Origin of the sequence: Thalassospira alkalitolerans, assembly GCF_002115745.1 — a bacterium.
In the GTDB taxonomy this organism is placed as follows: Bacteria; Pseudomonadota; Alphaproteobacteria; order Rhodospirillales; family Thalassospiraceae; genus Thalassospira; species Thalassospira alkalitolerans.
Genome location: NZ_JFKB01000003.1, coordinates 26,907 through 51,197, shown reverse-complemented (window position 1 = coordinate 51,197; position 24,291 = coordinate 26,907). Strand labels below are relative to the sequence as shown.

Sequence of the window (24,291 nt, the reverse complement as noted above, 5' to 3'; positions counted from 1 at the left end):
TTTATTGCCTTGATTATTGGCCGTCGGCCTCGCCCGGATTAACGCCAGACGTCACGACCGAGGACGCAGCAACTGTCGCGGCCAGCACTGGTTTGGGCATTCGCTTCGTCAGGATCACGATATTCCCCAACAACGTCAGGCCAACACCCAGAACGATATTGCGATCCCAGACAAATCCTTCGAACCATGTCGACAGCAAAAGCGCGACCACCGGAAACATGACAGAGCTATACGCCGCACGATCCGGGCCGATTTTACCCAGCAGCGTCAAATAGAACCCAAACGCCAGAACCGAGCCAAACAGGGCCAAATAAATCAGCGCGGCAATGAAAGACGGACTGGTATCGAATGTAAATGGAATACCGGTCACAAGGATATATCCCAGCAACAGAACCGAGCCATACATCATGCCAAAGGCATTGGCCTGTAACACCGGAATACCGCGCGCCTGATTCCGCGCCGAGGCCATATTGCCAAGCGACGCGATATAACTGCCTGCCAGCGACGCCAACAAACCGATGCTGCCCCCCGCCGCAAAGTCGAACGCCACCAGATCGCGGGCAAAGACCAGCATGATCCCGCCAAGGCCAATCGCCGCCCCGATCAGGGTGCGGGTTTCCGGCCGACGCTTAAAGAAGATCGCACCATTAATCATGTTCATGATCACAATGGACGAAAACACCACGGCCAAAAGACCTGATGTCAGATGAATACTGGCGATGTAAATCAGCACGTAATTAAACGAGAACAGGCAAATGCCAAGTCCGGCCATAAACCCGTGATCACGCAGCGTATAACGCATTGGCAACCGGCGGATAAAACACCACACCATCAGGATTACTGCCGCCAAAACAAAGCGATAGGCCACCGCAAGTTCCGGCGCGACCGAAAGCTGAAACTTGATCGCGATCCAGGTGCTTCCCCAGATCAAAACCACAGCACTATATAATCCAAGCGGGCCCATCATGGCACTCCAACGTATTCAACCGCTGGAATTTAGGGCAATTTATCCGGCGCACACAAACCAGCAAAATTCATTCATTCATTAGATTTACTAATGTCTGTGATGATTGTTGATTAAGCTGATTTGATTCCTTCTGGATTTGGCCTGCTGCCTGCTGCCTGCTGCCTGCTGCCTGCTGCCTGCTGCCTGCTGCCTGCTGCCTGCTGCCTGCTGCCTGCTGCCTGCTGCCTGCTGCCTGCTGCCTGCTGCCTGCTGCCTGCTGCCTGCTGCCTGCTGCCTGCTGCCTGCTGCCTGCTGCCTGCTGCCTGCTGCCTGCTGCCTGCTGCCTGCTGCCTGCTGCCTGCTGCCTGCTGCCTGCTGCCTGCTGCCTGCTGCCTGCTGCCTGCTGCCTGCTGCCTGCTGCCTGCTGCCTGCTGCCTGCTGCCTGCTGCCTGCTGCCTGCTGCCTGCTGCCTGCTGCCTGCTGCCTGCTGCCTGCTGCCTGCTGCCTGCTGCCTGCTGCCTGCTGCCTGCTGCCTGCTGCCTGCTGCCTGCTGCCTGCTGCCTGCTGCCTGCTGCCTGCTGCCTGCTGCCTGCTGCCTGCTGCCTGCTGCCTGCTGCCTGCTGCCTGCTGCCTGCTGCCTGCTGCCTGCTGCCTGCTGCCTGCTGCCTGCTGCCTGCTGCCTGCTGCCTGCTGCCTGCTGCCTGCTGCCTGCTGCCTGCTGCCTGCTGCCTGCTGCCTGCTGCCTGCTGCCTGCTGCCTGCTGCCTGCTGCCTGCTGCCTGCTGCCTGCTGCCTGCTGCCTGCTGCCTGCTGCCTGCTGCCTGCTGCCTGCTGCCTGCTGCCTGCAAGGGTTTCAAATACAGGCCCGGTGCCTGCAACAACAATTTTCCGGCCCCGTCCCGAGCCGAGCCGACAACATCAACCACGCGAGATATGCCACCCCCGCCTTGCCCCGGCGGCCCTGACCGAACAGGACCTATCGGATAGAAATACGAACCAATGATGCTGCTATCACGCGATGCGTCCTGATCGTCAAGCGCTGCTGTGCGCCAGTGTCACGATCAGGTGACTTTTCCTGACTTGTCTGCCTTGCTGTCCACGTCATCGGCAGGTTTTTTATCTACGTTATGCTCGATGCTGTCGCCCGCCTCATTGGCTAGAGTATCAACACCATCATCATCTGCCGCGTCGGCCATAACCTCGTCCGAGGCCTCCGCCGCAACGAGGGTTTCGGTAACACCATCCCCGGCATCTTCCGATGCACTTCCCGCGATCAACAATACCGATTCATCCGCGTCATCGGATGCATCATCACCACGCGCTTTGCGCTTTTTCTCGCGCAGGCGACGACGCTGGCGCTCTTTCCAAATCGCCAGTAATTCGGCACGGGAATGGAACATTGGCAAGCGCCGCTTGGCCTTGGCCGGCTTTTGTTCGACGGCCATGCCGACTTCAACCACGCCATGCTCGTCATCAATCCGGCGCACAATCAGCTCAACCATGCCATAGGCAACCCGGTCCCCCGGCTCGATATCCCCCGAAAGGTCACGTTCAAGGATTTCGGCAACGGTGGATTCCGCGTCCTCTTCCTTAATCACGAAACCATACAACCGACCGATATCGGCAATCTTTGTATTGGGCGGGAAACTAAAATCACCGAACAGGTCAACGTCATTGGCCCCTTCGGCCGGGCCAGCAAACAACTGATCCAGCAATTCAATATGGCGCGGCGGGGTGATAATATAAACTTGATCCCCTCCCTGTATCCGCCCGGCACTGTGCGGACGCAATGATTTGCCATCCCGCAGGATCAGGTTTGGTCGCGCCCAGCGCGGAATGCGCTGTCCGGTGGCAACCGAACTTTCTTCGTGAACGCGGTATACGACAACTTCCTGATTGGCATTGCCCGGCAGTTCAAGATCAATACGGTCTACCGGCCCATGACGCGGCGGGATCATAATCCCCAGCCAGCGCGCCATCAGCCGGATCGTCCAGCCCTGAAGCAAAAGCGACGTGATCACGACGATAAAGGCGGTATTAAACAAAAGTTGACCGTATTCGACCCCTTCAACCATCGGCACAATCGCGAGCAGGATCGACACTGCTCCGCGCAAACCTACCCATGAAATAAACGCCGTATCATTGCGCGAAAAATTGAAAAACAGCAGGCAAAGCCATACCGCCAGCGGGCGCGCAACAAACACCAGAACAAGGGCAAGAACCACACCGGGTATGATTACCTCGCCAAATTGCGATGGTGTCGCCAACAGGCCAAGGGTGACAAACATCCCAATTTGCGCCAGCCAGGTCGTGACATGCTGAAAACGCCGCACGCCAACGCTCATGCGCATCTGGCTGTTCCCGGCATAAAGCCCGGCAACATAAACCGCCAAAAATCCACTGCCACCGACAATGCTGGTTGCGCCAAAAATACTCAGCGCGCAGGCCAACACAACAATCGGCACAAGGGCCGGTTCCAGTTTGATCCTATTGATCATCTGAACAATCGCCAACCCGCCGACAAGCCCCAGAACAGCACCAAGGCCAATCTGCAAAACAAACCGTTCCAGCAGTTGCAGGGCGATGTTGTCACCACCACCGCCCTGCATGATCAATTCGACCAGTGAAATCGTCAGGAACACGGCCATCGGATCGTTCGAACCCGATTCAACTTCAAGCGTGCTGCGCGTGCGTTCACGCAAATTGATCCCGCCAACACGTAACAGGAAAAACACCGCCGCCGCATCGGTTGAACTGACAATCGCCCCGAACAAAAGCGCCACCAGCCAGGGCACGTCAAGCACAAGCCATGTCACACCGCCCACCACCCCGGTGGTCAGCATCACACCAATCGTCGCCAGCACAAGCGATGGCGCGGCGGCAATCTTCAAGGTCCTAAGCTGTGTCTCAAAGCCACTATCAAACAGGATCATCGCAAGTGCGATTGACCCGATGAAATAGGCAAGCGGCGCATTGTCGAAATCAATCCCGCCAATCCCGTCTTCCCCGGCACCAAGCCCGACAAACAAGAACACCAGCAGCAAGGGCGCCCCAACCCGAAAACTGATCAGACTGGTAAAAACGGCAACGACAACAAGGACCGATGCAATCAGGATCACCAGATTCATCGAGTCAATCATGTTTGCGTCTCCGTCTCTAAAATAAGTGTTTTATGCAACGGGCGAAATCACCCGCCAATCTTGGCCCGCTTTGTCATGTCACGTGTACCGTACCAACAAAGCTTGGCACATGCGTTAAACCGCCAAAACGCGGCTTTCCTGCGGCAATATTTGCTGACATCCGGGCAAACATCAGGCAAAGAAACGACCCGGCCCCTGACCTGAACCCCGTCTTGGTTCGTCTCTGAACCCGGGCTTGCACCCCGTCTTGCCGCCCGATCACAATTCCAGCCGAAACCCGGCCCCTGGATCAATATTACCCTACATCAGACTGGAACCGAACAGACATCCATCCGTTACCAGCCAATATTAAACGGTTCTATTCCGTGAAACAGGAAAATTTATCGGAAACATCAAGCATCATTGTCTTCTGATGCCGGAACAAAGGCAGTTTCCTTTGCCGTAGACAGGGCAATTTCCGGCAAAACTTCAACCACACCCGGAAATTCCTTGATCGTGTCGGTGACAAAACTTTCAAGATGCGACGTATCGCGCAGCCGCAACTTCAGCAAGAAATCAAACCGGCCGGTCATGTGATGGCATTCAAGAACCTCGTTCGCCTTGATCAGCGATTTCACCAGTTTCTTGTTGCCCTTGGCCGGATCCGTCCGCAACCAGACCATCGCGGTTAACGCCCGCCCGATGGCATCGCCATCAACCTCAACGCGATAGGCCTTGATAACGCTCTGTTCGCGCAGTTTCCGCACGCGATCATTAACCGCCGAAACCGAAAGACCGACTTTTGCCCCCAGCGCGGCATAAGACAACGACGCGTCATTTTGCAAGATATCGATCAACTTGCGATCAATGGCATCCATTAAACATCCCCCTGAATGAGTTTTTATATGTATCAGACGATCTTACACGAAAACCGTGTCAACGCGAAGTCTTCGGCCTGCCGCCTTGCACAAATGGTATGACGAATTTGGTTATCAAGACTGGATTTTTTATAAAATCAGTCTTATTCGTTGATGGTCATGCACCTTTTTCGCGTCTCTCCGGATAATGATGCGCTTCGCGGCGCCCTGTTGATGACCGGTGCTGCAATTTGTTTTGCAGCAATGGCCGTGCTTATCCGCTATATCACACGCGATGTTCATCCGTTCGAAGCGGCATTTTTCCGAAATCTGTTCGGTCTGATCCCGATGATCCCCTGGATGCTGCGTCATCGGCTGTCCGGATTGCGCACATTGCGCCTGAAATTGCATTTCATCCGTGCTGTGATCGGGCTTGCGGGCATGCTGTGCCTGTTTTCCGCCCTTGCCATTGCCCCGGCGGCACAGGTGATTGCGATCAATTTCACCGTTCCGATCCTGACCACCATCCTGGCCGCTGTGGTCCTTGGCGAAGTCGTGCGTGCGCGCCGTTGGAGTGCCGTTGCCATTGGTTTTGTCGGGGCGATGATCATTGTCCGCCCGTTCGGCCAAACCTTTGAAACCGGTGCCATTCTGGCCCTGATGGCGACCCTGTTCATGGCGACCGCTGTGACCACGGTTAAAATGCTGTCGCGCACCGAAAGTGCCAATGCCATCGTCACATGGATGGGCATGATCATGACACCGCTGTCACTGGTGCCAGCCCTGATGTATTGGCAGCAACCCACATGGGAACAGCTTGGCGTGCTGTTGGTCATCGCCGTGCTGGCAACCGCCGGACAACAGCTTTTTGTCCGCGCCAACCGGGCGGCCGATCAATCCTATGTCATGGCGTTTGATTTCCTGCGCCTGCCGTTTGTTGCGACACTGGCCTTTATCATTTTTGGCGAAACGGTTGATTTCTGGACCTGGGCCGGGGCGTCACTAATTATTGGATCGACCCTTTATATCGCCCGCCGCGAAGCCGTATTGGCCAAACGCGAAAAACGTCGCCGCCGCATGCCAACCACCGGCGCCGCCGACGCACAGGTCATTCCGGCAACCAAGGCCAAAACCATCAATCCCCCCGAAAGCCCTGATCCAAGCCCACCAGAAACCTCAACCGATACCCCACCGCAAAACAACAGCGGATCGCGCGATGCGTAACTGGTTCAATGCCCTGCCGCCCTATTTACAGGCATCAATCTTTGGGGTGATTGCCGCAATCATGGCAGCAATCTTTTCAGTAATCGTGCGCATGGCAACCCATGAACTTGATCCGCTGCAGGTGGTGTTTTTCCGCAATTTTTTCGGTTTGATGTTTATCGCGCCGATTGCGCTCAGATCCGGGGTGACGCGGCTTAAAACCAAACGCCTGCCGATGTTTGTTTTTCGCGCCTTCTTGTCGATGGGCGCCATGAGCTGCTGGTTCTCCGCCCTTGCCTATCTACCACTGGCCGAGGCGACGACGCTTAACTTTACCGTGCCCTTGTTTGGCACAATTCTCGCCGCGATCTTTCTGGGTGAACAAATTCGAAAATACCGCGTTGCCGCCCTTTTGGCGGGGTTTGCCGGGGTGCTGATCATCATCCGCCCGGGTGCGGAAACCATGCAATTGGCAAGCTTGCTTCCGATCATAGCCGCCCTTTGCATGGCCAGTGCGGGGCTGACGATCAAATCACTATCCAAAACCGAAAACAGTACCACCATCGTGCTTTACATGATGGTGCTGATGACGCCGATGACCCTGATTCCGGCCCTGTTCGTCTGGCAGACACCAAGCCTTGAAACCCTTGGCCTGATGGCGCTTGGCGCGTTTGTCGCCAACATCACCCAGATTTGTAACACCAACGCCTTTCGCATCTACGATTACAGCTTTGTCGTCGGGTTCAACTATCTGCGCCTGCCATTTGTCGTATTAATCGCCTTTGTCATGTTTGGGGAAGTTCCCGAAATCTGGCTGTTGCCCGGTGCCGGGCTGATTGTCGGATCGGCCCTGTATATTGCCCGGCGCGAGGCAAAATTGGCCCGCGAAGCCAAACGCATCAATCGAAGCCCCCTTCCCACCGCAAGTGACCTTGACCCGCCGCCCGCACGTGACACCACACACACCACCACCTAACGCAACAGCAGGCATTGCATGAAACACTGGTTTTCTGCCCAATCGCCATCAACCCAAGCCAGTTTTTACGCCCTGTCGGCGGCCATCCTTGCCGCTTGCTTTACCCTGACCATCCGCTTTGCCACCCAAGAACTTCATCCCTATCAGGCCGTCTTTTTACGCTTCCTGTTTGGCCTGATCATGATTGCGCCGATGGTGATGCGGCGCGGGCTTGGTGAATTACGCACCAAGCGCCTGCCGCTTTTGGGCTTGCGCGGGGTGTTGTCTGCATCTGAAATGTGCCTGTGGTTCATGGCGGTTCTGTATCTGCCTCTGGCCGAGGCCACGACGCTTAACTTCACCGTACCGCTGTTTGGCACCATCCTTGCCGCTGTCATCCTGCGCGAAACTGTGCGGCTTCATCGCTGGCTGGCGGTTCTGATCGGCTTTGTCGGGGTCGGATTGATCATTCAACCCGGAACCTCTGCCATGCACCCGGCCAGTTTGCTGCCAATTGCCGCGGCGATCTGTATGGCCAGTGCGGGCCTGATCACCAAGCGCCTCGTCACAACCGAAAGCACCACAGCACTTTTATTCTATCTGATGCTGATTACCACCCCGGTATCCCTGATCCCGGCCCTGTTTGTCTGGCAAACACCCAGTTGGCATGTTCTTGGCCTGATGGCGCTGGCCGCGCTTATGATGAACATCATGCAAATCTGCAACGTCAAAGCCCTGCAACTGGCCGATTACAGCTTTTTCGTCGGCTTTTCGTACCTCCGCCTGCCGATTATCGCCATTCTGGCCCTGATCCTGTTTGGCGAAATCCCCGATTTCACGATTTTGCCCGGCGGGGCGCTGATTATCGCAGCCGCAGTCTTTGTTGCGCTTCGAGAACGCAGGTTTGCCAATAACGCGACCCTTTCCGTGCCAAATGTCGCCGCACAAGACCCGCTTGCGGCAACACCGCAAGGCATCGACAAAACCAATCCCCCCGATCATGCCCCGTCAAATAGCCTCTTGCCCGATAAATAGATAATTTGGTATAGAATTACCTATTATTTATTCACAAGCTCAATACAGGGGGATTTGACGCCATGCAGGTCAAGGGATCCATCGCCATTGTTACCGGTGCCGCATCGGGACTTGGGGCTGCGACAGCACGTGTTCTGGCGGATGCCGGGGCGACAATTGCCGCCTTTGACCTGAACGAAGACGGCGCCAAAGCCACGGCGGACGAACTTGGCGGTGTCGGATATGGCGTTGATGTATCGGATGCCAAAAGTGTTGAAACCGCCATTTCAAAGGTCGTTGAAACGCAGGGCTCCCCATCCATTCTGGTTAATTGCGCCGGAATTCTTCAGGGCGAACGCATCGTTGGCCGCGAAGGCCCGGCCGATCTGGATGCCTTTGCGCGTGTTATCAATGTCAATCTGATCGGCACATTCAACATGATGCGTGTTGCCGCCACCGCCATGAGCCGCAATGAACCCGGTCCATCGGGCGAACGCGGCGTGATCGTCAATACGGCATCGATTGCCGCCTTCGAAGGCCAGATCGGTCAAGCCGCCTATGCTGCGTCCAAAGGCGGAGTTGCCGCCATGACGCTTCCGGCAGCCCGCGAACTGGCCCGCCATGGTATCCGGGTGGTTTCCATTGCACCGGGCATGTTCGGCACCCCGATGGTTACCGCCCTGTCCGATGAAATGCAGGAAGCCCTTGCATCAAACATCCCGTTCCCCAAACGCCTTGGCGACCCGGCGGAATATGGCCGTCTCGCCCTGCATATCTGTGAAAATCAGATGATCAACGGCGAAACCATCCGCATCGATGGCGCGGTAAGGCTAGAGCCCAAATAATCCAGCCCCCGGAATCCGGAACCGCTGCCACGAAAGACGCCCTGCCATCCCCACAATGGCAGGGCGTTTTCTTTTCATACATCCCTGACATTCACCGTGGAACGGTCACAAGGTTTACGGCCCGCTTGTGCCCTGCCCGCACCTTGAAAGCATTTTGAAAAGAACAACATACAAAGCCCCAAGGGCATAAAATAACCGACAAAAAACAATACCTGTTGCTGCCCCGGGAACCCAAAATCGCAAAGGGCTCCAAAGCATGCGCGGACTGACAACCATCGTTATTGTGATGTCTTTTTTTGCAATATACGGACATGGAAAAACCGCCTGCGCCCAATCTGAACAGCCGTTAAATGTTATCTATCCGCTGCGTGTCGAGGCGGAAAAAGGCCCGCATGATTTTATACTCGCCACCCTTAAACTGGTGCTCGATAAATCGGAAATACCCTATAAAATGCGGCCAACAAGCATCCCGATGCAACAAACCCGTGCCATGGAACGGCTAAAAGACGGCAAGGACGTTACAATTTACTGGGCCGGGACCAGCCCGGAATTTGAAACCGAATTCCTGCCGATTAGAATCCCGATCATGCGCGGTTTGCTGGGCTACCGGTTGATGATTATTCGCAAAGACCGGCAAAAAATCTTTGACACGATCATGACGCTTTCACAACTGGCCCCCCTTCATGCCGGACAGGGTTTGGGCTGGGCCGATATCGAAATCCTTAAAAATGCAGGCCTGTCGGTCACCGCGGCACCCTATGAACATGTGTTCAAACTTATCAATGCCGGGCGGCTGGATTATTTCCCGCGCGGCATTACCGAAGCCTTTCCCGAAATACGCGAATTTGGCCCGGCAAATCCCGACATTACGGTCGAAGAAAACCTTGTGCTGGTCTATCCGTTTGCGATGTTCTTTTTTGTCAACAAAGACAACCCGGAGCTGGCAAATGCAGTAACGCTCGGGTTTCAAAAAGCCTATGAAGATGGCTCTTTTCTAGCACTATTTGCAAGGCACCCGCATATCCGCGCCATCATAGACCAAGCCCATCTATCCCAAAGAACCAGAATAGACATCGCCAATCCATTTTTGACCACTGCCACAAAAGAAATCCCCGCCCGATATTGGTATCAGGCAGACAAGATTTTTGAGGCACCCCAACCGCATTCCCCGGCACCCGGCAAAAAGGCCAACCTTACAGACTAGGATCAGGAAACAAGCATTTCCGCAAAGGCTGCCAGATCAATATCCTTTTGACTAACACCGCCCGCATCATGGGTCGTCAGTGTAATGCCAACCTTGCCGTAAACATTAAACCATTCCGGATGGTGGTTCATCTTTTCGGCCTGCATCGCGATGCGCGTCATAAAACCAAATGCCGCATTGAAATCGTCAAACAGATAAACCTTGCCGATAGACAATCCGTCTTCTGCCAATTTCCAGCCATCCAACCCTGCGATTGCGGTTGCGATGGTTGCTATGTCCAGTTTGCTCATTGTGACCTCGTTATTTTGTTTGGCCTTTTTTCACAATGGCATCGTTTTCTTGCCAAACTCTAAACGCCGTCAAGCCCCTAGCCCAACACCCCATACACGCGATCGCGCAGCACCGGCAAAAGATCCCGTTCAAACCACGGGTTCTTTTTCATCCACCCGGTACTACGCCAACTTGGATGGGGCATCGGCAACATCCCGTCCGCAAGGTAGTCCTCAAACCGACGCACCGTGTCGGTCATCGTCTTGGCTCGGCGCGGACCAAGATACCGATTTTGGGCATATTGCCCAATCAACAGGGTCAAACCGATATCTGGCAGGTGATTTAACAAGGCATCATGCCAGGTCGGGGCACATTCCGGGCGGGGCGGCAAATCCCCACCACGCGCAGACCGTCCGGGATAACAAAACCCCATCGGCATAATCGCCAGTTTGCCCGGATCATAAAAATCCATGACCGACAATTGCAACCAATCGCGCAACCGGTCACCCGATGCATCATTCCATGGCAGGCCGGTTTCATGCACTTTGGTTCCCGGTGCCTGTCCGATCACAAGAATTTTTGCCGTTACCGCCATTCGCACCACCGGGCGCGGGCCAAGCGGCAATTGATCAGCACAAATCTGGCAGGACCGCACATCACGCAACAAACGATCCAACCCGGCATCACCACCCGGTGGATCGATCTCAGGTAAATATGTGCCGTTCAATCCTGCCATTGTCCGCCGAATGACCTTTGGTACTGATGCTGGTGCGACTTCTCTTGCTTAAACCTCGGGCAACTCATCCTCGGTCACCACCCATTCCTCGGCCAGGGCATCACGATACCATTCAACCATCGCCGGAAGACCAAGGATGGCTTCCATATAGGCATTCCCAACCGGATCAAGCGTCACGTCATAGGTTTTAAACCGGGTAACAATCGGGGCGAACATCGCATCGGCAATCGAAAAATGCCCAAACAGGAAATCACCGCCCTGCCCGTATTGAACGCGACAGGTTTTGAAAATCTCGCCAATGCGGGCAATGTCTTTATCCACACCCTCGCCCCGGCCGCGACCGGGCATGCTTTTGCGCAAATTCATCGGCATATTATTGCGCACAGCGCCAAACCCGCCATGCATTTCAAGCGATACCGACCGCGCAATCGCCCGGATATCGATATCAAGCGGCCATAACATCGTATCGGGCTGGCTATCGGCGATATATTCCAAAATGCCAAGCGCCTCCCAGATGGTTTTCTTGCCATCAAACAGGGCGGGCACCTTGGCACTTGGGGAAAATACCGGTGCCTTGGCGCGCCATTCCTCGGTAAAAAGCGGCACCAGCTTTTCGTCAAAATCAACCCCCGCCACCCGCAGGCCAAGCCATGCGCGCAACGACCAGGATGAATAGTTTTTATTGCCGATATAAAGAACGGGCCGCGTTTCCATGGACAATATCCTTTATCAAATGGCGGATCATGGCCGTCACTATCGGAACTTTCAAAATCCGGTTCAAGTTCTTTACGTCCCGGATGCTCTATCCCCGAACCTGTTTACCGCTTCTGATTTCTCAAACGTCATCTTGCCATAGGACCACCCCATTCCCCTTCATAAACAGCAGGTCGCCAATGCGGTTTCCAATTTTCAAACTTGCCCTTTGTTCCATCGCGTTGTTTGGCTCTGTTCTGGCAAAGCCCGCACAGGCCACCGATCTGGCCCGCGATGTCATTGGGCAATATGTCCTGCATTCTGAAATTCTCGGGCGCGATATGCGTCTTTTGGTCTGGCAACCCGATCAAACCGCCCCCAAAAACGGATTTCCCGTGATCTATAGTTTCGATGGCGCCGAATCGATTGGTCTGTTTGCCGAACTGGCAACCGCCTTTGGCCCGCTTGGGGCGCGTTACAAACTAAGCCCGCCGGTAATCGTCGGCATTGCCGAAATGCCCGGCTTTGGCAGTAACGACCAGCGGACATATGATTTCACCCCGCCAGCCAAAGATTACAACCTGCCCGAACGGCCCAATCAACGGCCTTGGCCGAAACTGGGCGGTGGCGATATCTATCTGCGCGCTGTCATTGATGAAATCAAACCGTTTGTCACGGCCAACCTGCCTGTCGATACCACCCGCGAAACCCTGTTTGGGCATTCGCTTGGCGGGTTGATGACGCTGCACGCATTAGCAACCGATCCCGATGCCTTTGATGGTTATGTCGCGGGCAGCCCGTCGCTTTGGATGAATACCCCGCAACGATTTTCGGAAATCGACGCCTTGCTTGATAATCCGGATTTTAACCCCGCCCATCCCATCGCGCTTACGATTGGGGTCGGCAGCGAAGAAGCCCGTCTTGGCACATGGGAAAAAGACACATCCCCGGAAAGTCGCGCCCGTCGCCTTGCCTGGAAACAAAACAACAACATGGTCGAATACGCCAAAGACATGGCCGACCTGATCAAGGACAAAGCCGGTAATCGTATTACCCTGCAATTTACGGTTTTTGATGGCGAAGATCACCTTACCGCCAAGGCAATTGCCATGAACCGTGCGGTAAAGCAGGCCATGACACCCTGATCCATCGGTATCGAACACCCTCATTCAGTATCACGATCTGCAACATTATTACCCCGCATGTTATTTCCGCATGCGGGGATTTCTTTTGGGCGATTGCCGATTGGCGATGGCATCCTTAATATTGATTTCAGATCTTGCCATTTTGCGACAGGGCACAAACGATCCGACGTGCCTCGCCCCGGCAAAACCATCACGGCGCCGCGCCACCACGCCACCACAAAGGGAAGTGTCAAATTGTTCGACCACATCATCGCGTCTGAAAAATCCACCAACCCGGTCCGCATCACCGCCATTGCCGAAACCGGATTCAAAGACTGGCTGGGCAAACAATCTGACGCCCATCAGGCATGGATCGCGGCCAACGGCTATGACGGCAAACGCGGCACCCATCTGGCACTTCCCGGCGAAAATGGCACCTGCCAGGCCATTGTGCTTGGCTATGTCGATGATGCCAAAACCCTGTGGGATTTCGCCGGTCTGCCGACCGCATTGTCGGCGGGTGATTATGCCCTGGCCGATGATGTCACCAGCAATGACGCCCTGTGTGAAAAGGCCGTTCTGGGTCTTTATCTCGGCGGCTATCATTTTGACCGTTACCGCAAATCAGACGCCAGCACCGCCAAACGTGTGCTTTTTGCCGTTCCGACCAATGACGCGGCCAAACGCGCAGAAAACATTGCACGCGGCATCGGCCTTGCGCGCGATCTGATCAATGTCCCGGCCAATGACATGGGCCCTGCAGAACTTGAAGCGGCGGCGCGCCGCCTTGGCGAAGAATTCGGCGCCAAAGTTACCAGCATCATCGGTGACGACCTGACCAAGCGCAACTTCCCCGCCATCTATGCCGTCGGCAAAGGCAGCGACCGCGATCCGCGCCTGATTGATATGCACTGGGGCGATGAAGATGCCCCGAAAATCACACTGGTTGGCAAGGGTGTGTGTTTTGATACCGGTGGCTATGATCTAAAACCATCCAGCAACATGTTGCTGATGAAAAAGGACATGGGCGGTTCGGCACAGGTTCTGGGACTGGCCCGTATGATCATGACAGCCGAAATTCCGGTGCGCCTGCGCGTTCTGATCCCGGCAGTTGAAAACATGGTATCGGGCAAGGCATACCGCCCCAGCGATATCCTTCAGACCCGCAAGGGCATCACGGTTGAAGTCGGCAATACCGATGCCGAAGGTCGCCTTGTTCTGGCCGATGCCCTGACCGAGGCCGCCACCGAGAACCCGGAAATGCTGCTTGATTTCGCAACTCTGACCGGGGCGGCACGTGTTGCCCTTGGATTGGGCCTGCCAGCCCTGTTTTCCAATGATGATGATCTGGCCAATGGGCTGATGGAAAATGGCATGGCGTTGCATGATCCGATGTGGCGGTTGCCACTGTGGGATGACTATCGCCCGATGCTTGATAGCAAGGCCGCCGATATGAACAATATTTCCGGTTCCCCCTATGGCGGGGCGATCATTGCCGCCCTGTTCCTTGACCGTTTTGCCGAGGGGGCAAAATCCTGGGCCCATATCGATCTGATGGCATGGAATCCCACTGCCCGCCCCGGGCGCCCCGAAGGCGGCGAAGCCCAAGGCATTCGGGCGGCGTTTAAGCTGATTGCGGATCGTTACGGGAAGTAAACAGTTTAATTTTCCCAATTAGGCCTTTGACATCCGCACAGGGGTCAGGTAGACAGGTTACGTATTCGTAACAAATTAATTGTTGGGCACAGGCATGTCGATCGAGATCAAACCGTCTCAGGCGCTTGACCTTTGGCGTATCGCGATTGTGGAAAGTGTGCGTCGGGATTCTCCTGACCTATCCGCCCGCCAGATGGCCCTATTACTTACTGTTTATCTGATCCCGGCACCCCATACGGTGCGCGGTCTTTCTGATGCGTTGAACATCTCCAAACCGGCAATTACCCGTGCGCTTGATCGCCTCAGTTCGCTGGGCATGGTCAAACGCAAGGTCGACGAAGACGATCGTCGCTCGGTTCTGATCCAGCGTACGGTTAAGGGCTCTGTCTTCCTGCGTGAATTTGGCGATATCATCAGCTCGGCCGGTAAAGAAACCCAATAGGCGGCATTTCCCGACGCGATTTTTATCCGCAAAATCAGGTAAATCACCACCTGAAATCGGGACCCCGGCAAATAGGACAGAAAACCTGTCCTACTGACACAGCAAAATCTTATCATACGTAAAGATAGACCATAAACCGACCAGTTGGTTTGTTTGTCGGCTTTCTACATCCTGTGAAAAACTTGCGATAACTCTTTTTATTTCAGATACTTACCTGATGCTTCGTGCATGAGTCGCACCTATCACAGCCCCGATAACGCGAAAACTCTCGCTTGCCCCAACTTACGGCTTAGCGGGGCTTGGTCATGCTTTCGGGCATATCAATCAGCGACAATAACAGGGCTGCGGCAATCAAAACGCCGCCACTGACCCGGCCAATAACGTTTTTGCCACCCCGTCGCTGCAACCATAGCATCAATCGCGCAGCCCCCATCGCATAAATCATTACGAATGTGTAATCAAATACAACAAATGTCGCCCCCAGAACAACAAGCTGCGGCGCCAGATCAATTGTCGGATCAATAAACTGCGGGAATAGCGCCCCAAAGAATGCGATGGCTTTGGGGTTACCGGCGGCGACAAGGAAACCCTCGCTGAACAGGCGGCGCTTGCGCGCGCGTTCAAATACAGGCGACTTCTTTGTTTCGATATCGTTATTATCATCAAAACCCGCAGAACCCTTGGCCTTGCGCAGGATCGCCATCAGGCCAATGACGAATAAAAATCCCACCCCACACCATTTAACCACGCCAAATGCCGTGGCTGATGTCGCCAGTAACGCGCCCAATCCGACGGCGGCAATTACCATCTGGATCATATTGGCACTAACATCACCAAGGGCGGTGATCATCGTCGGTCGCGGCCCGTAACGCAACGAATGCGACATGCCGATTAAAACACTTGGTCCAGGTGTCGCCACCATAAGCGATACCAATGCGCAAAAACTAAGCCATGTCTCAATCGCCATTCCGGGCCCCTTTCAAAATTTCCCCGGATGGATCTAGCAGGTTGTCACCAAGACACAAGCGGACTCTGCGCACGTCTGGCATCCAGCCCCCGGCACGCACCAACAACAAAACAAAAAAGGCGGTGCAAGGCCCAATACTGGCGCCATCCCCCGCACCCGCAACCATCCCAAAAAACCAGCCACAAAAGGGCGATGGCGGCAGCATTAAAGACAGCCCCGCATACAACACACATTGCAAGGGCGCCCGTGAAAGTCAGGGGGGCGGGGCCAAGAGAAGAGGGAGATGGAAAGAACAGGAGATCCGTTTCTGGATCAGGATCAGAACCCGTTGGACTGGTCCAAAGGATCACGACCGGAAAACAAGAACCCTGCCACCAAAGTTAGGTTCCAAAGCTGACTTCGAAATCAAAACGCATGAGCCAAAGAAGAAAGGCCGGAGCCGCAAAACGGCCACCGGCACCCGCCAAACCAAAGAGCTTAAAAGCCCAATGGTCGTACCTGGCCTATCGGCGGCCCGGCTTTTTGTCGCCCGGCCAGTTGTCATAGAACTGACGCACCTGAACCGACCGGATAGCTTCGGGCGGAACAATGCCGCGTGCAATCGCCAAAAGCCGATTTTGAAGGGCTGTGAAATAACGATTATTGGTCGGCTGGAACGGTGAAAATGGCGGCTCGGCTTTAATTTCCTCACCATTTTCCTCGGCGGCTTCCGCCGCTTCCTTTTCGGCCTCCAGCTCTTCCTCGGTTTTGGGTGGCGGCGGCATCAACAATTCCGGCCCGTAATATTTGTAATTGCGCTTGCCCTCTTCGAGCTTGTCAAAGCGGTTCTGGGTATCGCGATACATCAACCGCTGCAACTCACGCAAAAACGCATTCAGCAATTTTGGCTCAAATTGTTCAAGCGTTTTGCGCTCGGCAACGCTTGATGCCTCAAGCCAGATATAGAAAACCATCTGGCGAATGGTACCGGTCTTGCGCAACACCACCGTCAATGCAATTGAATCGGGCATCAAAACCGTTTCCGGAATAACCGGTTCGGGCGGGGTTTCAGGCGTTTCGGTTTCGGCCTCATCGCCCCCGCCCGATGCATGGGCATCGGGCATGCCCAATACCAAAAAACCGCCAAACAACGTCACTGCCAATAATTGGATCAGACAGTTCCTGAACACTTTCGGGGATCGTCCCTGATCGGTCATGAACATATTCTCTTCCAGCCTATTTTCATTCAATTCACGTTGGCTGCCAAAGACAACATGGCGCAGATTGATCCGGTCAAGCCTAGCTTTGGGTGACCTCCGAACCGGCAGCACGCAGGTCAAGCGCTGCAGCCAACAGTGCTTTTGTATAAGATTCTTTCGGATTTTCAAAGACTTCGCTGGAACTTCCACTTTCGACAAGTCGCCCCTCCTGCATGACCATCACCCGGTGCGAAAGCGCACGCACCACACGAAGATCGTGACTGATAAACAGATAGGCCATTTTGTGGCGCACCTGCAAATCACGCAGAAGCTCGACAATCTGTGCCTGTACTGACATATCGAGTGCCGAGGTCGGTTCATCAAGGACCATGAAGCGCGGTTTTAAAACAAGCGCCCGGGCAATCGAAATGCGCTGGCGCTGTCCGCCGGAAAATTCATGCGGATATCGGTCCATCGCATCATGGGGCAAATCCACCTCGGCAAGGGCCTCGGCAATGCGTTTAACCCGATCCAGTCGCGACATTTCCGGCGCATGAATTTCAAGCCCCTCGCCGACAATCTGGCTGATCGACATCCGCGGGCTAAGCGATCCAAACGGGTCCTGAAACACCACCTGCATATCCCGACGAAGGCTGCGCAAATCCGCACCGGAATATTGCCGGATATCTTTGCCATCAAACATGATTTCGCCGCTTGATGATAACAACCGCAGGATCGCCATCGCCAATGTCGTCTTGCCCGACCCGCTTTCGCCGACAATGCCAAGGGTCTCGCCCTGTTTAAGCGTCAGCGAAATATGATCAACCGCATTAAGGATATATTCCGGCCGCCCCAGCCAACCTTTTTTACCAATCGGAAATTGCACCAAAATGTCATTGGTGCGGATCAGTTCCTTGGCATTATCGGGCAATGGCGGGGCATCGCCACTGGGCACAGCGGCCAGAAGTTTTTGGGTATAGGGATGCTGTGGATTATCAAAAAGCCCCCGCCCGGTGCCGCGTTCAACAATCACGCCGTCCTTCATAACGCAAACGCTGTCGGCCATTTTGCGAACGATCTGAAGATCATGGGTAATCAGTAACAACGCCATGCCCATCTTGGCCTGCAAATCCTTCAAAAGCTCAAGAATCTGGGCCTGGATCGTCACATCAAGGGCGGTTGTCGGCTCGTCCGCAATCAGCAATTCCGGCTCGTTCGCAAGCGCCATCGCAATCATCACCCGCTGGCGCTGCCCGCCTGATAATTCATGAGGCAAAGCACCAAGCCGCGATGCCGGATCAGGAATTCCGACCAGATCAAGCAGCTCCAAAATACGTTCGCGCGCTTTGGTGCCGCGCAATCCTTTGTGAAGCAACAACACCTCGCCGATCTGCTTTTCGATGTTATGCAGCGGGTTTAGCGATGTCATCGGTTCCTGAAAAATCATCGCAATCCGATTGCCACGGATTTTGCGCAGGATTTTCGCCTCCGTGCCGACCATTTCCTGACCATCAAAAACGATCGATCCGGTTGGATGACTGGCACGTGGATACGGCAGCAATTGCAGGATCGAAAGCGCGGTTACCGATTTACCCGATCCGCTTTCCCCAACAATCGCCAGCGTCTCGCCACGCCCCAGGGTAAATGAAACGCCTTTGACCGCCGGAACATCGGCAAAGCTGGCCGACAGGTCTTTGACTTCCAGAAGCGGCTGTGTCGATTGATTGCTCGTCATATCCGTTTCCCTAGAAGGTTTTGCGGGGGTCAAAGGCATCGCGCACGGCTTCGCCGATAAAGATCAGCAGGCTCAGCATCAGTGCAATCGCAAAGAACGCCGTCATGCCAAGCCAGGGTGCCTGAAGGTTGTTCTTGCCCTGTGCCAGCAATTCACCAAGCGATGGCGATCCGGGCGGCATGCCAAGCCCCAGAAAATCAAGCGATGTCAGCGCCACAATCGACCCGTTCAACACAAACGGCAGGAAGGTAATCGTTGCCACCATCGCATTGGGCAATACATGGCGATACATAATGCGATAATCGGTCATGCCCAATGCGCGGGCGGCCCGGACATATTCGAAATTACGTGCGCGCAGGAATTCGGCCCGCACAAGCCCGGTCAAACTCATCCAGCTAAACAGCACAAGAATGAACAAAAGCGTGCCAAACCCCGGTGCAAACAAACTGGCCAGAATGATCAGGATGAAAAGCTGTGGCAACCCGGACCAGATTTCGATCACCCGCTGAAAACCAAGGTCAAGCCAACCACCGAAATACCCCTGCACTGCACCGGCCGCAATCCCGATCACCGAGCTGATAATCGTCAAGGCCAGACCAAACAAAATGGAAATGCGGAACCCGTAAATCAGCCGCGCCAAAACATCCCGCCCAAGGTCATCGGTGCCAAGCCAATGGCGCGATGATGGCGGGGCAGGCTGGGCTTCGCGCATTTGGAAATCAATGGTCTCGTATGAAAACGGGATCGGTGGCCAAATGGCAAACCCATGTTCCTCGATCTTGCCAAGGATATAGGGATCATAGAAATCGGTCTGAACATCAAAATCCCCGCCATAAGCGGTTTCAGGATGATCTGACAGGATCGGGATGTACCAGTTATCGTCAAATCTCACGAAAATCGGTTTGTCATTGGCGACCAGTTCAGCCACCAGACAAATCACAAACATCACGCTAAACAGCATCAACGACCAATAACCGCGCTTGTTGGCGCGGAAATTTGCCATACGGCGTTTGTTTAACGGCGACAGGATGATATTTGCCATGATCAATTCTCCCGCGCGTCAAAATCAATCCGCGGATCGATGAAGTGATAGCTAAGATCACTGATCAGGTTCAGCACAAGGCCAAACAGCGTGAACAAATAAAGGGTGGCAAACATCACCGGATAATCGCGCTTCATCACCGCCTCAAAGCCCAAAAGCCCAAGTCCGTCGAGCGAGAAGATCACCTCGATCAAAACCGATCCGGTAAACAACAACCCGATCAGCGCACTGGGGAAACCGGCAATCACCAGTAACATCGCATTGCGAAAGACATGCCCGTATAAAACCCGCTTTTCCGTCAGGCCCTTGGCCCTTGCGGTCACAACATATTGCTTGTTGATTTCATCCAGAAACGAGTTCTTGGTCAACATCGTCAGGGTGGTAAACCCGCCAATCGTCAAGGCCGTAATCGGCAAGGCCAAATGCCAGAAATAATCGCCAATTTTGCCCAAAAGCGACAATTCATCAAAATTCGATGATGTCAGCCCCCTTAACGGGAACAGATCGAAATATGTCCCCCCGGCAAACACCACAATCAACATCACGGCAAACAAAAAGCCCGGTATCGCATAACCGATAATGATCGCCGCCGATGACCAGACGTCAAAGTTTGATCCATCACGCACCGCCTTGGCAACCCCAAGCGGCACCGACACAATATAGATGATCAAGGTTGACCACAGACCCAGTGATATCGACACCGGCATCTTGTCGATCACGATATCAACCACATCGCGATCCTGAAAATAGCTTTGGCCAAAATCGAACGTCAGATAATTTTTCATCATCATCCAGAACCGTTCATAGGCTGGCTTATCAAAGCCAAACTGCTTTTCAAGCTGGGTGATGATTTCCGGGTCAAGCCCCTGTGCGCCGCGATAGGTCGAGGTCGATGAAAAATTATTCCCCGCACCTGCCCCGCCGCCAGAACCACCGCCGCCGCTTTCAGCGCCCTGATTGCTGATACGCGCGGTCGCCGAAACGTCGGCCCCCTGTAACTGGGCAACAATCTGTTCAACCGGGCCACCCGGCGCAAACTGGATAATGGCAAAGTTCAACACCATGATGCCAAACAACGTCACCGGGATCAGCAAAAGACGACGCAGGATATAATTCAGCATGGCCTAGTACCCGCCCTTCTTAAGCTGTCGTGATTTTTCCGGGTCAATCCACCATGTCATGATCGATGTTCCCTTTAACGGCACGGTATCAGGTCGGCCAAACACATCCCAATAGGCCATCCGTTCCCCGCCCAGATAATATTGCGGGATCACATAAAAACCCCATTGCAACACACGGTCCAGCGCGCGCACCCGCTGCACAAGGCTTTCACGGTTATCGGCATCAACAACCAGATCAATCAGTTCATCAATAACCGGGCTACGAACCCCGGCAAAGTTCCGGCTGCCCGGTTGATCGGCGGCCGCCGAAGACCAGAAAATGCGTTGTTCATTGCCCGGCGACAGGCTTTGCTGCCACCAGAATGTCGTCATATCAAAATCATAGGCCTGAATACGGTTAACCCATTGCCCGGTATCAATCAGGCGGATTTCAAGCGTCACGCCAAGCTGACGCAGGCGCGCTTTCAGAACCAGTGCGATTTTTTCCAACCCCGGCTGGCGAATAATCAATTCAAATACAAACGGTTCGCCCGTCTTGCTGTTGACCAATTGCTGATCGCGCAATTCCCATCCGGCTTCCTGCAACAGCTTTATCGAATGCCGTAACGCTTCGCGTCGGCCATTTGGCGCGTCAAAATTGGGTAATTGCGGTGGCTGGGTAAACAGTTCCGGCGGAAGTTGGCTTTTAAACCCTTGCAGGATGCCAAGCTCCTCACCCTCGGGAAGGCCGGTTGCGGCCAATTCGGAATTGGCGAAATAGCTGACATTGCGCTTATACGCACCATAAAACATCGCCCGGTTCAGCCATTCAAAATCAAACGCATATTGCAATGCTTCACGAACGCGAATATCGGCAAACTTGGCCTTGCGTGTATTAAACACATAGGCCTGCATACCGTTCGGCAAGTAATCGGCCAGAAATTCCTTTTTGATCTCGCCGCTTTGAATAGCGGGTGTGTTATAGGCGGTATTCCATTCGCGCGATGAATGTTCACTGCGTGTCAGGTACTCACCCGCAAAAAACGCCTGTCGCTGCACATCAAGATCAAGATAGGTGTCATACCGGATGGCATCATAATTATTGCTGCCGCGATTAACCGGCAAATCCGCCGCCCAGTAATCCTTGACCCGCGCATAAGTAATGCGTCGTCCGGCCTCGAAACTTTCAATCTTGTACGCACCGCTGCCAACCGGGGCATCAAAGGTGGTCTTGGAAAAATCCCGCCCGTCCCAATAATGTTTGGGCATAATCGCCAGTTCGGCAATGATCATCGGCATTTCACGATTATTGCCCGGCTTGAAATCAAACCGAACTGTCAGATCGTCAATCGCCTCAACCTTATCGACCTGGGCGTAATATTGTCGATAATACGGACTGCCTTTTTCGATCAGGATATTGAACGAAAACACCACATCTTCGGCGGTGATATCGGTGCCATCATGAAAACGTGCGCGTGGATCAAGATGGAAAATAACAAACGACCGATCATCGGGGTATTCAATGCTGCGTGCAATCAACCCGTAAAGCGAGCTCGGCTCATCCGCACTTGATACCATCAGACTGTCATAAATCAGGCCAAGCCCTGCCGCCGCCGTCCCCTTAAGGGTAAAGGGATTAAGCGTATCAAACGCCACGATGGAACTTTGTACCAATGTGCCGCCCTTGGGCGCATCGGGATTGACGTAATCAAAATGGTGGAAATCCGGCCCGTATTTCAAATCGCCATATAACGATATGCCATGCGACACCGTGGTCAGCGGGCTAAGCTGTTCTTCGGTCACCGAAATGGTCGGGGCCGCTATGATAACGGGTTTATCGGCATTTTGCGCCCGAACCGTCACCGGGGATGCCATCGACACCCCAATCGCAAGCACCAAAACAGTGCCGCCAACAAAGCGGGAAATCATCCCCCGGCTCCCCTTTTTCCGTACAGCTTTCTGTGCCACCGTCCGAGCCGCACAGGTTTTACCTGTATGTCCCGTCATCGTCATGAACGTCTTTATGATCGTTTTTTTCCTGAAACCTGCTCGCCCAAGGCCCGAACCCCGGCAAGGCCAACTTGTATCACGCAATCAACTGCCATCAATACGGACGCAGCACCGACACCCTTCCGGACATTTCTAAACCGGACGCATCACCATTGCATCTGCCCCTGATTGACCCAAACAACATATTCATAATGCGAAATAAAATGGTGCGATTTCAAGGCATCATCGCGAAACTGTTATTTTTGCGGCGTTTCCGGGACCCCGGATTTCAACTGTGCGATATTGCGCTTGTCACTTTCAAGCTTGATCTCGGCCATCAGCCAGTCGCGAAACGCCCGCACCTTGCGCCGTTCAAGCCGCCCTTCGGGGTAACACAGCGAATAGGCATAGGGACTGTCGATCGGCAAATCGAACGGAACCATTAAACGTTTGGTCAAAACATATTCTCCGATCATCGCCGGATCGGAAATCACCACGCCAAATCCGCTGGCTGCGGCCTCCATCGCCATATCAAGGGTCGCAAAAACCGGCCCGCGATCCGGGTCAACGCCTTTGATCCCCGTGCCGCTTAACCAGATCCGCCAATCCTCGCGCTGGGCCGAACAATGCAACAATGCAACCTTGGCCAGATCCTCTGGCTTGTCCAATTCCTTTGCCAGATTGGGGTGGCACACCGGCAACAATCGCTCGCCGGTCAGGAATTCATGCACCAATTGATCGCCGGGCACATCGGCAAACCGGATGGCAATATCGGTTTCGTTGAAATCAACCGGGGCCGCATCGTCGCTATAGGTACCCAGTTGAACCTGAAGATCGGGATGTTCCATCTGAAACCGGCCCAGTCGCGGCACGATCCAGCGCATGGCGAATGTCAAAGGCGACAAGACCTTTAACTGCGTATCATCGGGCCGGTTTTCGATCCGCGACACCGCCAGTTCAATCGAATCGAATGCCGCCGTCAATGACACCAGCAAATTCCGCCCCGGACGGGTCAGCTTCAACCGGCGATGCTGACGTTCAAATAATTGCCGCCCCAGAACATCTTCAAGGTGCTGAACCTGTCGACTGACAGCCCCTTGTGTCACGTTAAGCTCATGTGACGCTTTGGTGAAACTTTCAAGTCTACCGGCAACTTCAAAGGAACGAAGTGCGTTTAACGGCAATGGGCGGCGCTTCATGAGGGTTACTTTGCATGA

At 54.3% G+C, this 24,291-nt stretch carries 22 protein-coding genes; 9 read left to right on the top strand and 13 right to left on the bottom strand.

What is annotated here, in order from left to right; genetic code table 11:
• Nucleotides 1-13: 13 nt before the first annotated feature.
• Nucleotides 14-967: a DMT family transporter gene (locus TALK_RS05335; protein WP_245829691.1), complete on the bottom strand. Its 954-nt coding sequence runs from the start codon at nucleotides 965-967 to the stop codon at nucleotides 14-16.
• Nucleotides 968-1,087: 120 nt separating this feature from the next.
• Here TALK_RS05335 and TALK_RS22070 point away from each other — a divergent pair, with 120 nt between their 5' ends.
• Nucleotides 1,088-1,948: a ribosomal eL19 family protein gene (locus TALK_RS22070; RefSeq protein WP_169714953.1), complete on the top strand. Its 861-nt coding sequence runs from the start codon at nucleotides 1,088-1,090 to the stop codon at nucleotides 1,946-1,948.
• Between the two features lie 58 nt (nucleotides 1,949-2,006).
• Here TALK_RS22070 and TALK_RS05325 read toward each other — a convergent pair whose 3' ends face one another.
• Both TALK_RS05325 and TALK_RS05320 read right to left on the bottom strand, forming a co-directional pair.
• A complete protein-coding gene (locus TALK_RS05325) occupies nucleotides 2,007-4,085 on the bottom strand; it encodes a potassium/proton antiporter (RefSeq protein WP_085616664.1) in 2,079 nt (692 codons plus the stop codon).
• A gap of 392 nt (nucleotides 4,086-4,477) precedes the next feature.
• A complete protein-coding gene (locus TALK_RS05320; protein WP_085616662.1) occupies nucleotides 4,478-4,942 on the bottom strand; it encodes an Lrp/AsnC family transcriptional regulator in 465 nt (154 codons plus the stop codon).
• Between the two features lie 159 nt (nucleotides 4,943-5,101).
• Here TALK_RS05320 and TALK_RS05315 point away from each other — a divergent pair, with 159 nt between their 5' ends.
• From TALK_RS05315 to TALK_RS05295, 5 genes are all read left to right on the top strand, one after another.
• On the top strand, nucleotides 5,102-6,145 hold the full coding sequence (locus TALK_RS05315; RefSeq protein ID WP_245829689.1) for a DMT family transporter: 1,044 nt from the start codon (nucleotides 5,102-5,104) through the stop codon (nucleotides 6,143-6,145).
• The gene (locus tag TALK_RS05310; RefSeq protein WP_085616658.1) at nucleotides 6,138-7,100 is read left to right on the top strand and encodes a DMT family transporter; all 963 of its coding nucleotides are present in this window, start codon (nucleotides 6,138-6,140) and stop codon (nucleotides 7,098-7,100) included. Before TALK_RS05315 ends, TALK_RS05310 begins: the two co-directional genes overlap by 8 nt.
• 18 nt (nucleotides 7,101-7,118) lie before the next feature.
• Complete coding sequence (locus TALK_RS05305) at nucleotides 7,119-8,114, top strand: DMT family transporter (RefSeq protein ID WP_085616656.1); 996 nt, start codon at nucleotides 7,119-7,121, stop codon at nucleotides 8,112-8,114.
• A 62-nt stretch (nucleotides 8,115-8,176) separates the two neighbouring features.
• The gene (locus TALK_RS05300) at nucleotides 8,177-8,938 is read left to right on the top strand and encodes an SDR family NAD(P)-dependent oxidoreductase (RefSeq protein WP_085616655.1); all 762 of its coding nucleotides are present in this window, start codon (nucleotides 8,177-8,179) and stop codon (nucleotides 8,936-8,938) included.
• Nucleotides 8,939-9,194: 256 nt separating this feature from the next.
• Nucleotides 9,195-10,142 carry a type 2 periplasmic-binding domain-containing protein gene (locus TALK_RS05295; protein ID WP_085616653.1) on the top strand — a complete coding sequence of 316 codons (948 nt, stop codon included), beginning with the start codon at nucleotides 9,195-9,197 and terminating at the stop codon, nucleotides 10,140-10,142.
• A gap of 2 nt (nucleotides 10,143-10,144) precedes the next feature.
• Here the strand turns inward: TALK_RS05295 and TALK_RS05290 are convergent, their stop codons facing one another.
• From TALK_RS05290 to TALK_RS05280, 3 genes are all read right to left on the bottom strand, one after another.
• Entirely contained in the window at nucleotides 10,145-10,432 is a 288-nt protein-coding gene (locus TALK_RS05290) for a 4a-hydroxytetrahydrobiopterin dehydratase (RefSeq protein WP_085616651.1), read from the bottom strand.
• 77 nt (nucleotides 10,433-10,509) lie between these two features.
• Nucleotides 10,510-11,148: a uracil-DNA glycosylase family protein gene (locus tag TALK_RS05285; protein WP_085616649.1), complete on the bottom strand. Its 639-nt coding sequence runs from the start codon at nucleotides 11,146-11,148 to the stop codon at nucleotides 10,510-10,512.
• Nucleotides 11,149-11,196: 48 nt separating this feature from the next.
• Entirely contained in the window at nucleotides 11,197-11,862 is a 666-nt protein-coding gene (locus TALK_RS05280) for a glutathione S-transferase family protein (RefSeq protein ID WP_085616647.1), read from the bottom strand.
• A gap of 179 nt (nucleotides 11,863-12,041) precedes the next feature.
• Here TALK_RS05280 and TALK_RS05275 point away from each other — a divergent pair, with 179 nt between their 5' ends.
• The 3 genes from TALK_RS05275 (at nucleotide 12,042) to TALK_RS05265 (ending at nucleotide 15,063) form a co-directional block, all read left to right on the top strand.
• Nucleotides 12,042-12,986, top strand: coding sequence for an alpha/beta hydrolase (locus tag TALK_RS05275; RefSeq protein ID WP_169714952.1), 945 nt, complete (start codon nucleotides 12,042-12,044; stop codon nucleotides 12,984-12,986).
• 234 nt (nucleotides 12,987-13,220) lie between these two features.
• Nucleotides 13,221-14,621, top strand: a complete 1,401-nt coding sequence (locus tag TALK_RS05270; RefSeq protein ID WP_085617098.1) for a leucyl aminopeptidase family protein — start codon at nucleotides 13,221-13,223, stop codon at nucleotides 14,619-14,621.
• A 94-nt stretch (nucleotides 14,622-14,715) separates the two neighbouring features.
• A complete protein-coding gene (locus TALK_RS05265) occupies nucleotides 14,716-15,063 on the top strand; it encodes a MarR family transcriptional regulator (protein WP_085616645.1) in 348 nt (115 codons plus the stop codon).
• A 289-nt stretch (nucleotides 15,064-15,352) separates the two neighbouring features.
• On the opposite strand, the gene TALK_RS05260 is transcribed toward TALK_RS05265, so the two are convergent.
• The 7 genes from TALK_RS05260 to TALK_RS05225 all read right to left on the bottom strand — a co-directional run bounded on the left by TALK_RS05260 (nucleotide 15,353) and on the right by TALK_RS05225 (nucleotide 24,273).
• Nucleotides 15,353-16,030 carry a LysE family translocator gene (locus TALK_RS05260; RefSeq protein WP_085616643.1) on the bottom strand — a complete coding sequence of 226 codons (678 nt, stop codon included), beginning with the start codon at nucleotides 16,028-16,030 and terminating at the stop codon, nucleotides 15,353-15,355.
• A gap of 503 nt (nucleotides 16,031-16,533) precedes the next feature.
• On the bottom strand, nucleotides 16,534-17,226 hold the full coding sequence (locus TALK_RS05250; protein ID WP_085617096.1) for a hypothetical protein: 693 nt from the start codon (nucleotides 17,224-17,226) through the stop codon (nucleotides 16,534-16,536).
• Nucleotides 17,227-17,308: 82 nt separating this feature from the next.
• The gene (locus TALK_RS05245) at nucleotides 17,309-18,943 is read right to left on the bottom strand and encodes an ABC transporter ATP-binding protein (protein ID WP_085616639.1); all 1,635 of its coding nucleotides are present in this window, start codon (nucleotides 18,941-18,943) and stop codon (nucleotides 17,309-17,311) included.
• A 10-nt stretch (nucleotides 18,944-18,953) separates the two neighbouring features.
• On the bottom strand, nucleotides 18,954-19,985 hold the full coding sequence (locus TALK_RS05240) for an ABC transporter permease (protein WP_085616637.1): 1,032 nt from the start codon (nucleotides 19,983-19,985) through the stop codon (nucleotides 18,954-18,956).
• 2 nt (nucleotides 19,986-19,987) lie between these two features.
• Nucleotides 19,988-21,106, bottom strand: coding sequence for a microcin C ABC transporter permease YejB (locus TALK_RS05235; RefSeq protein WP_085616635.1), 1,119 nt, complete (start codon nucleotides 21,104-21,106; stop codon nucleotides 19,988-19,990).
• Between the two features lie 3 nt (nucleotides 21,107-21,109).
• A complete protein-coding gene (locus TALK_RS05230; RefSeq protein ID WP_245829687.1) occupies nucleotides 21,110-23,014 on the bottom strand; it encodes an extracellular solute-binding protein in 1,905 nt (634 codons plus the stop codon).
• Between the two features lie 317 nt (nucleotides 23,015-23,331).
• Nucleotides 23,332-24,273: a LysR substrate-binding domain-containing protein gene (locus TALK_RS05225; protein WP_085616633.1), complete on the bottom strand. Its 942-nt coding sequence runs from the start codon at nucleotides 24,271-24,273 to the stop codon at nucleotides 23,332-23,334.
• Nucleotides 24,274-24,291 lie beyond the last annotated feature (18 nt).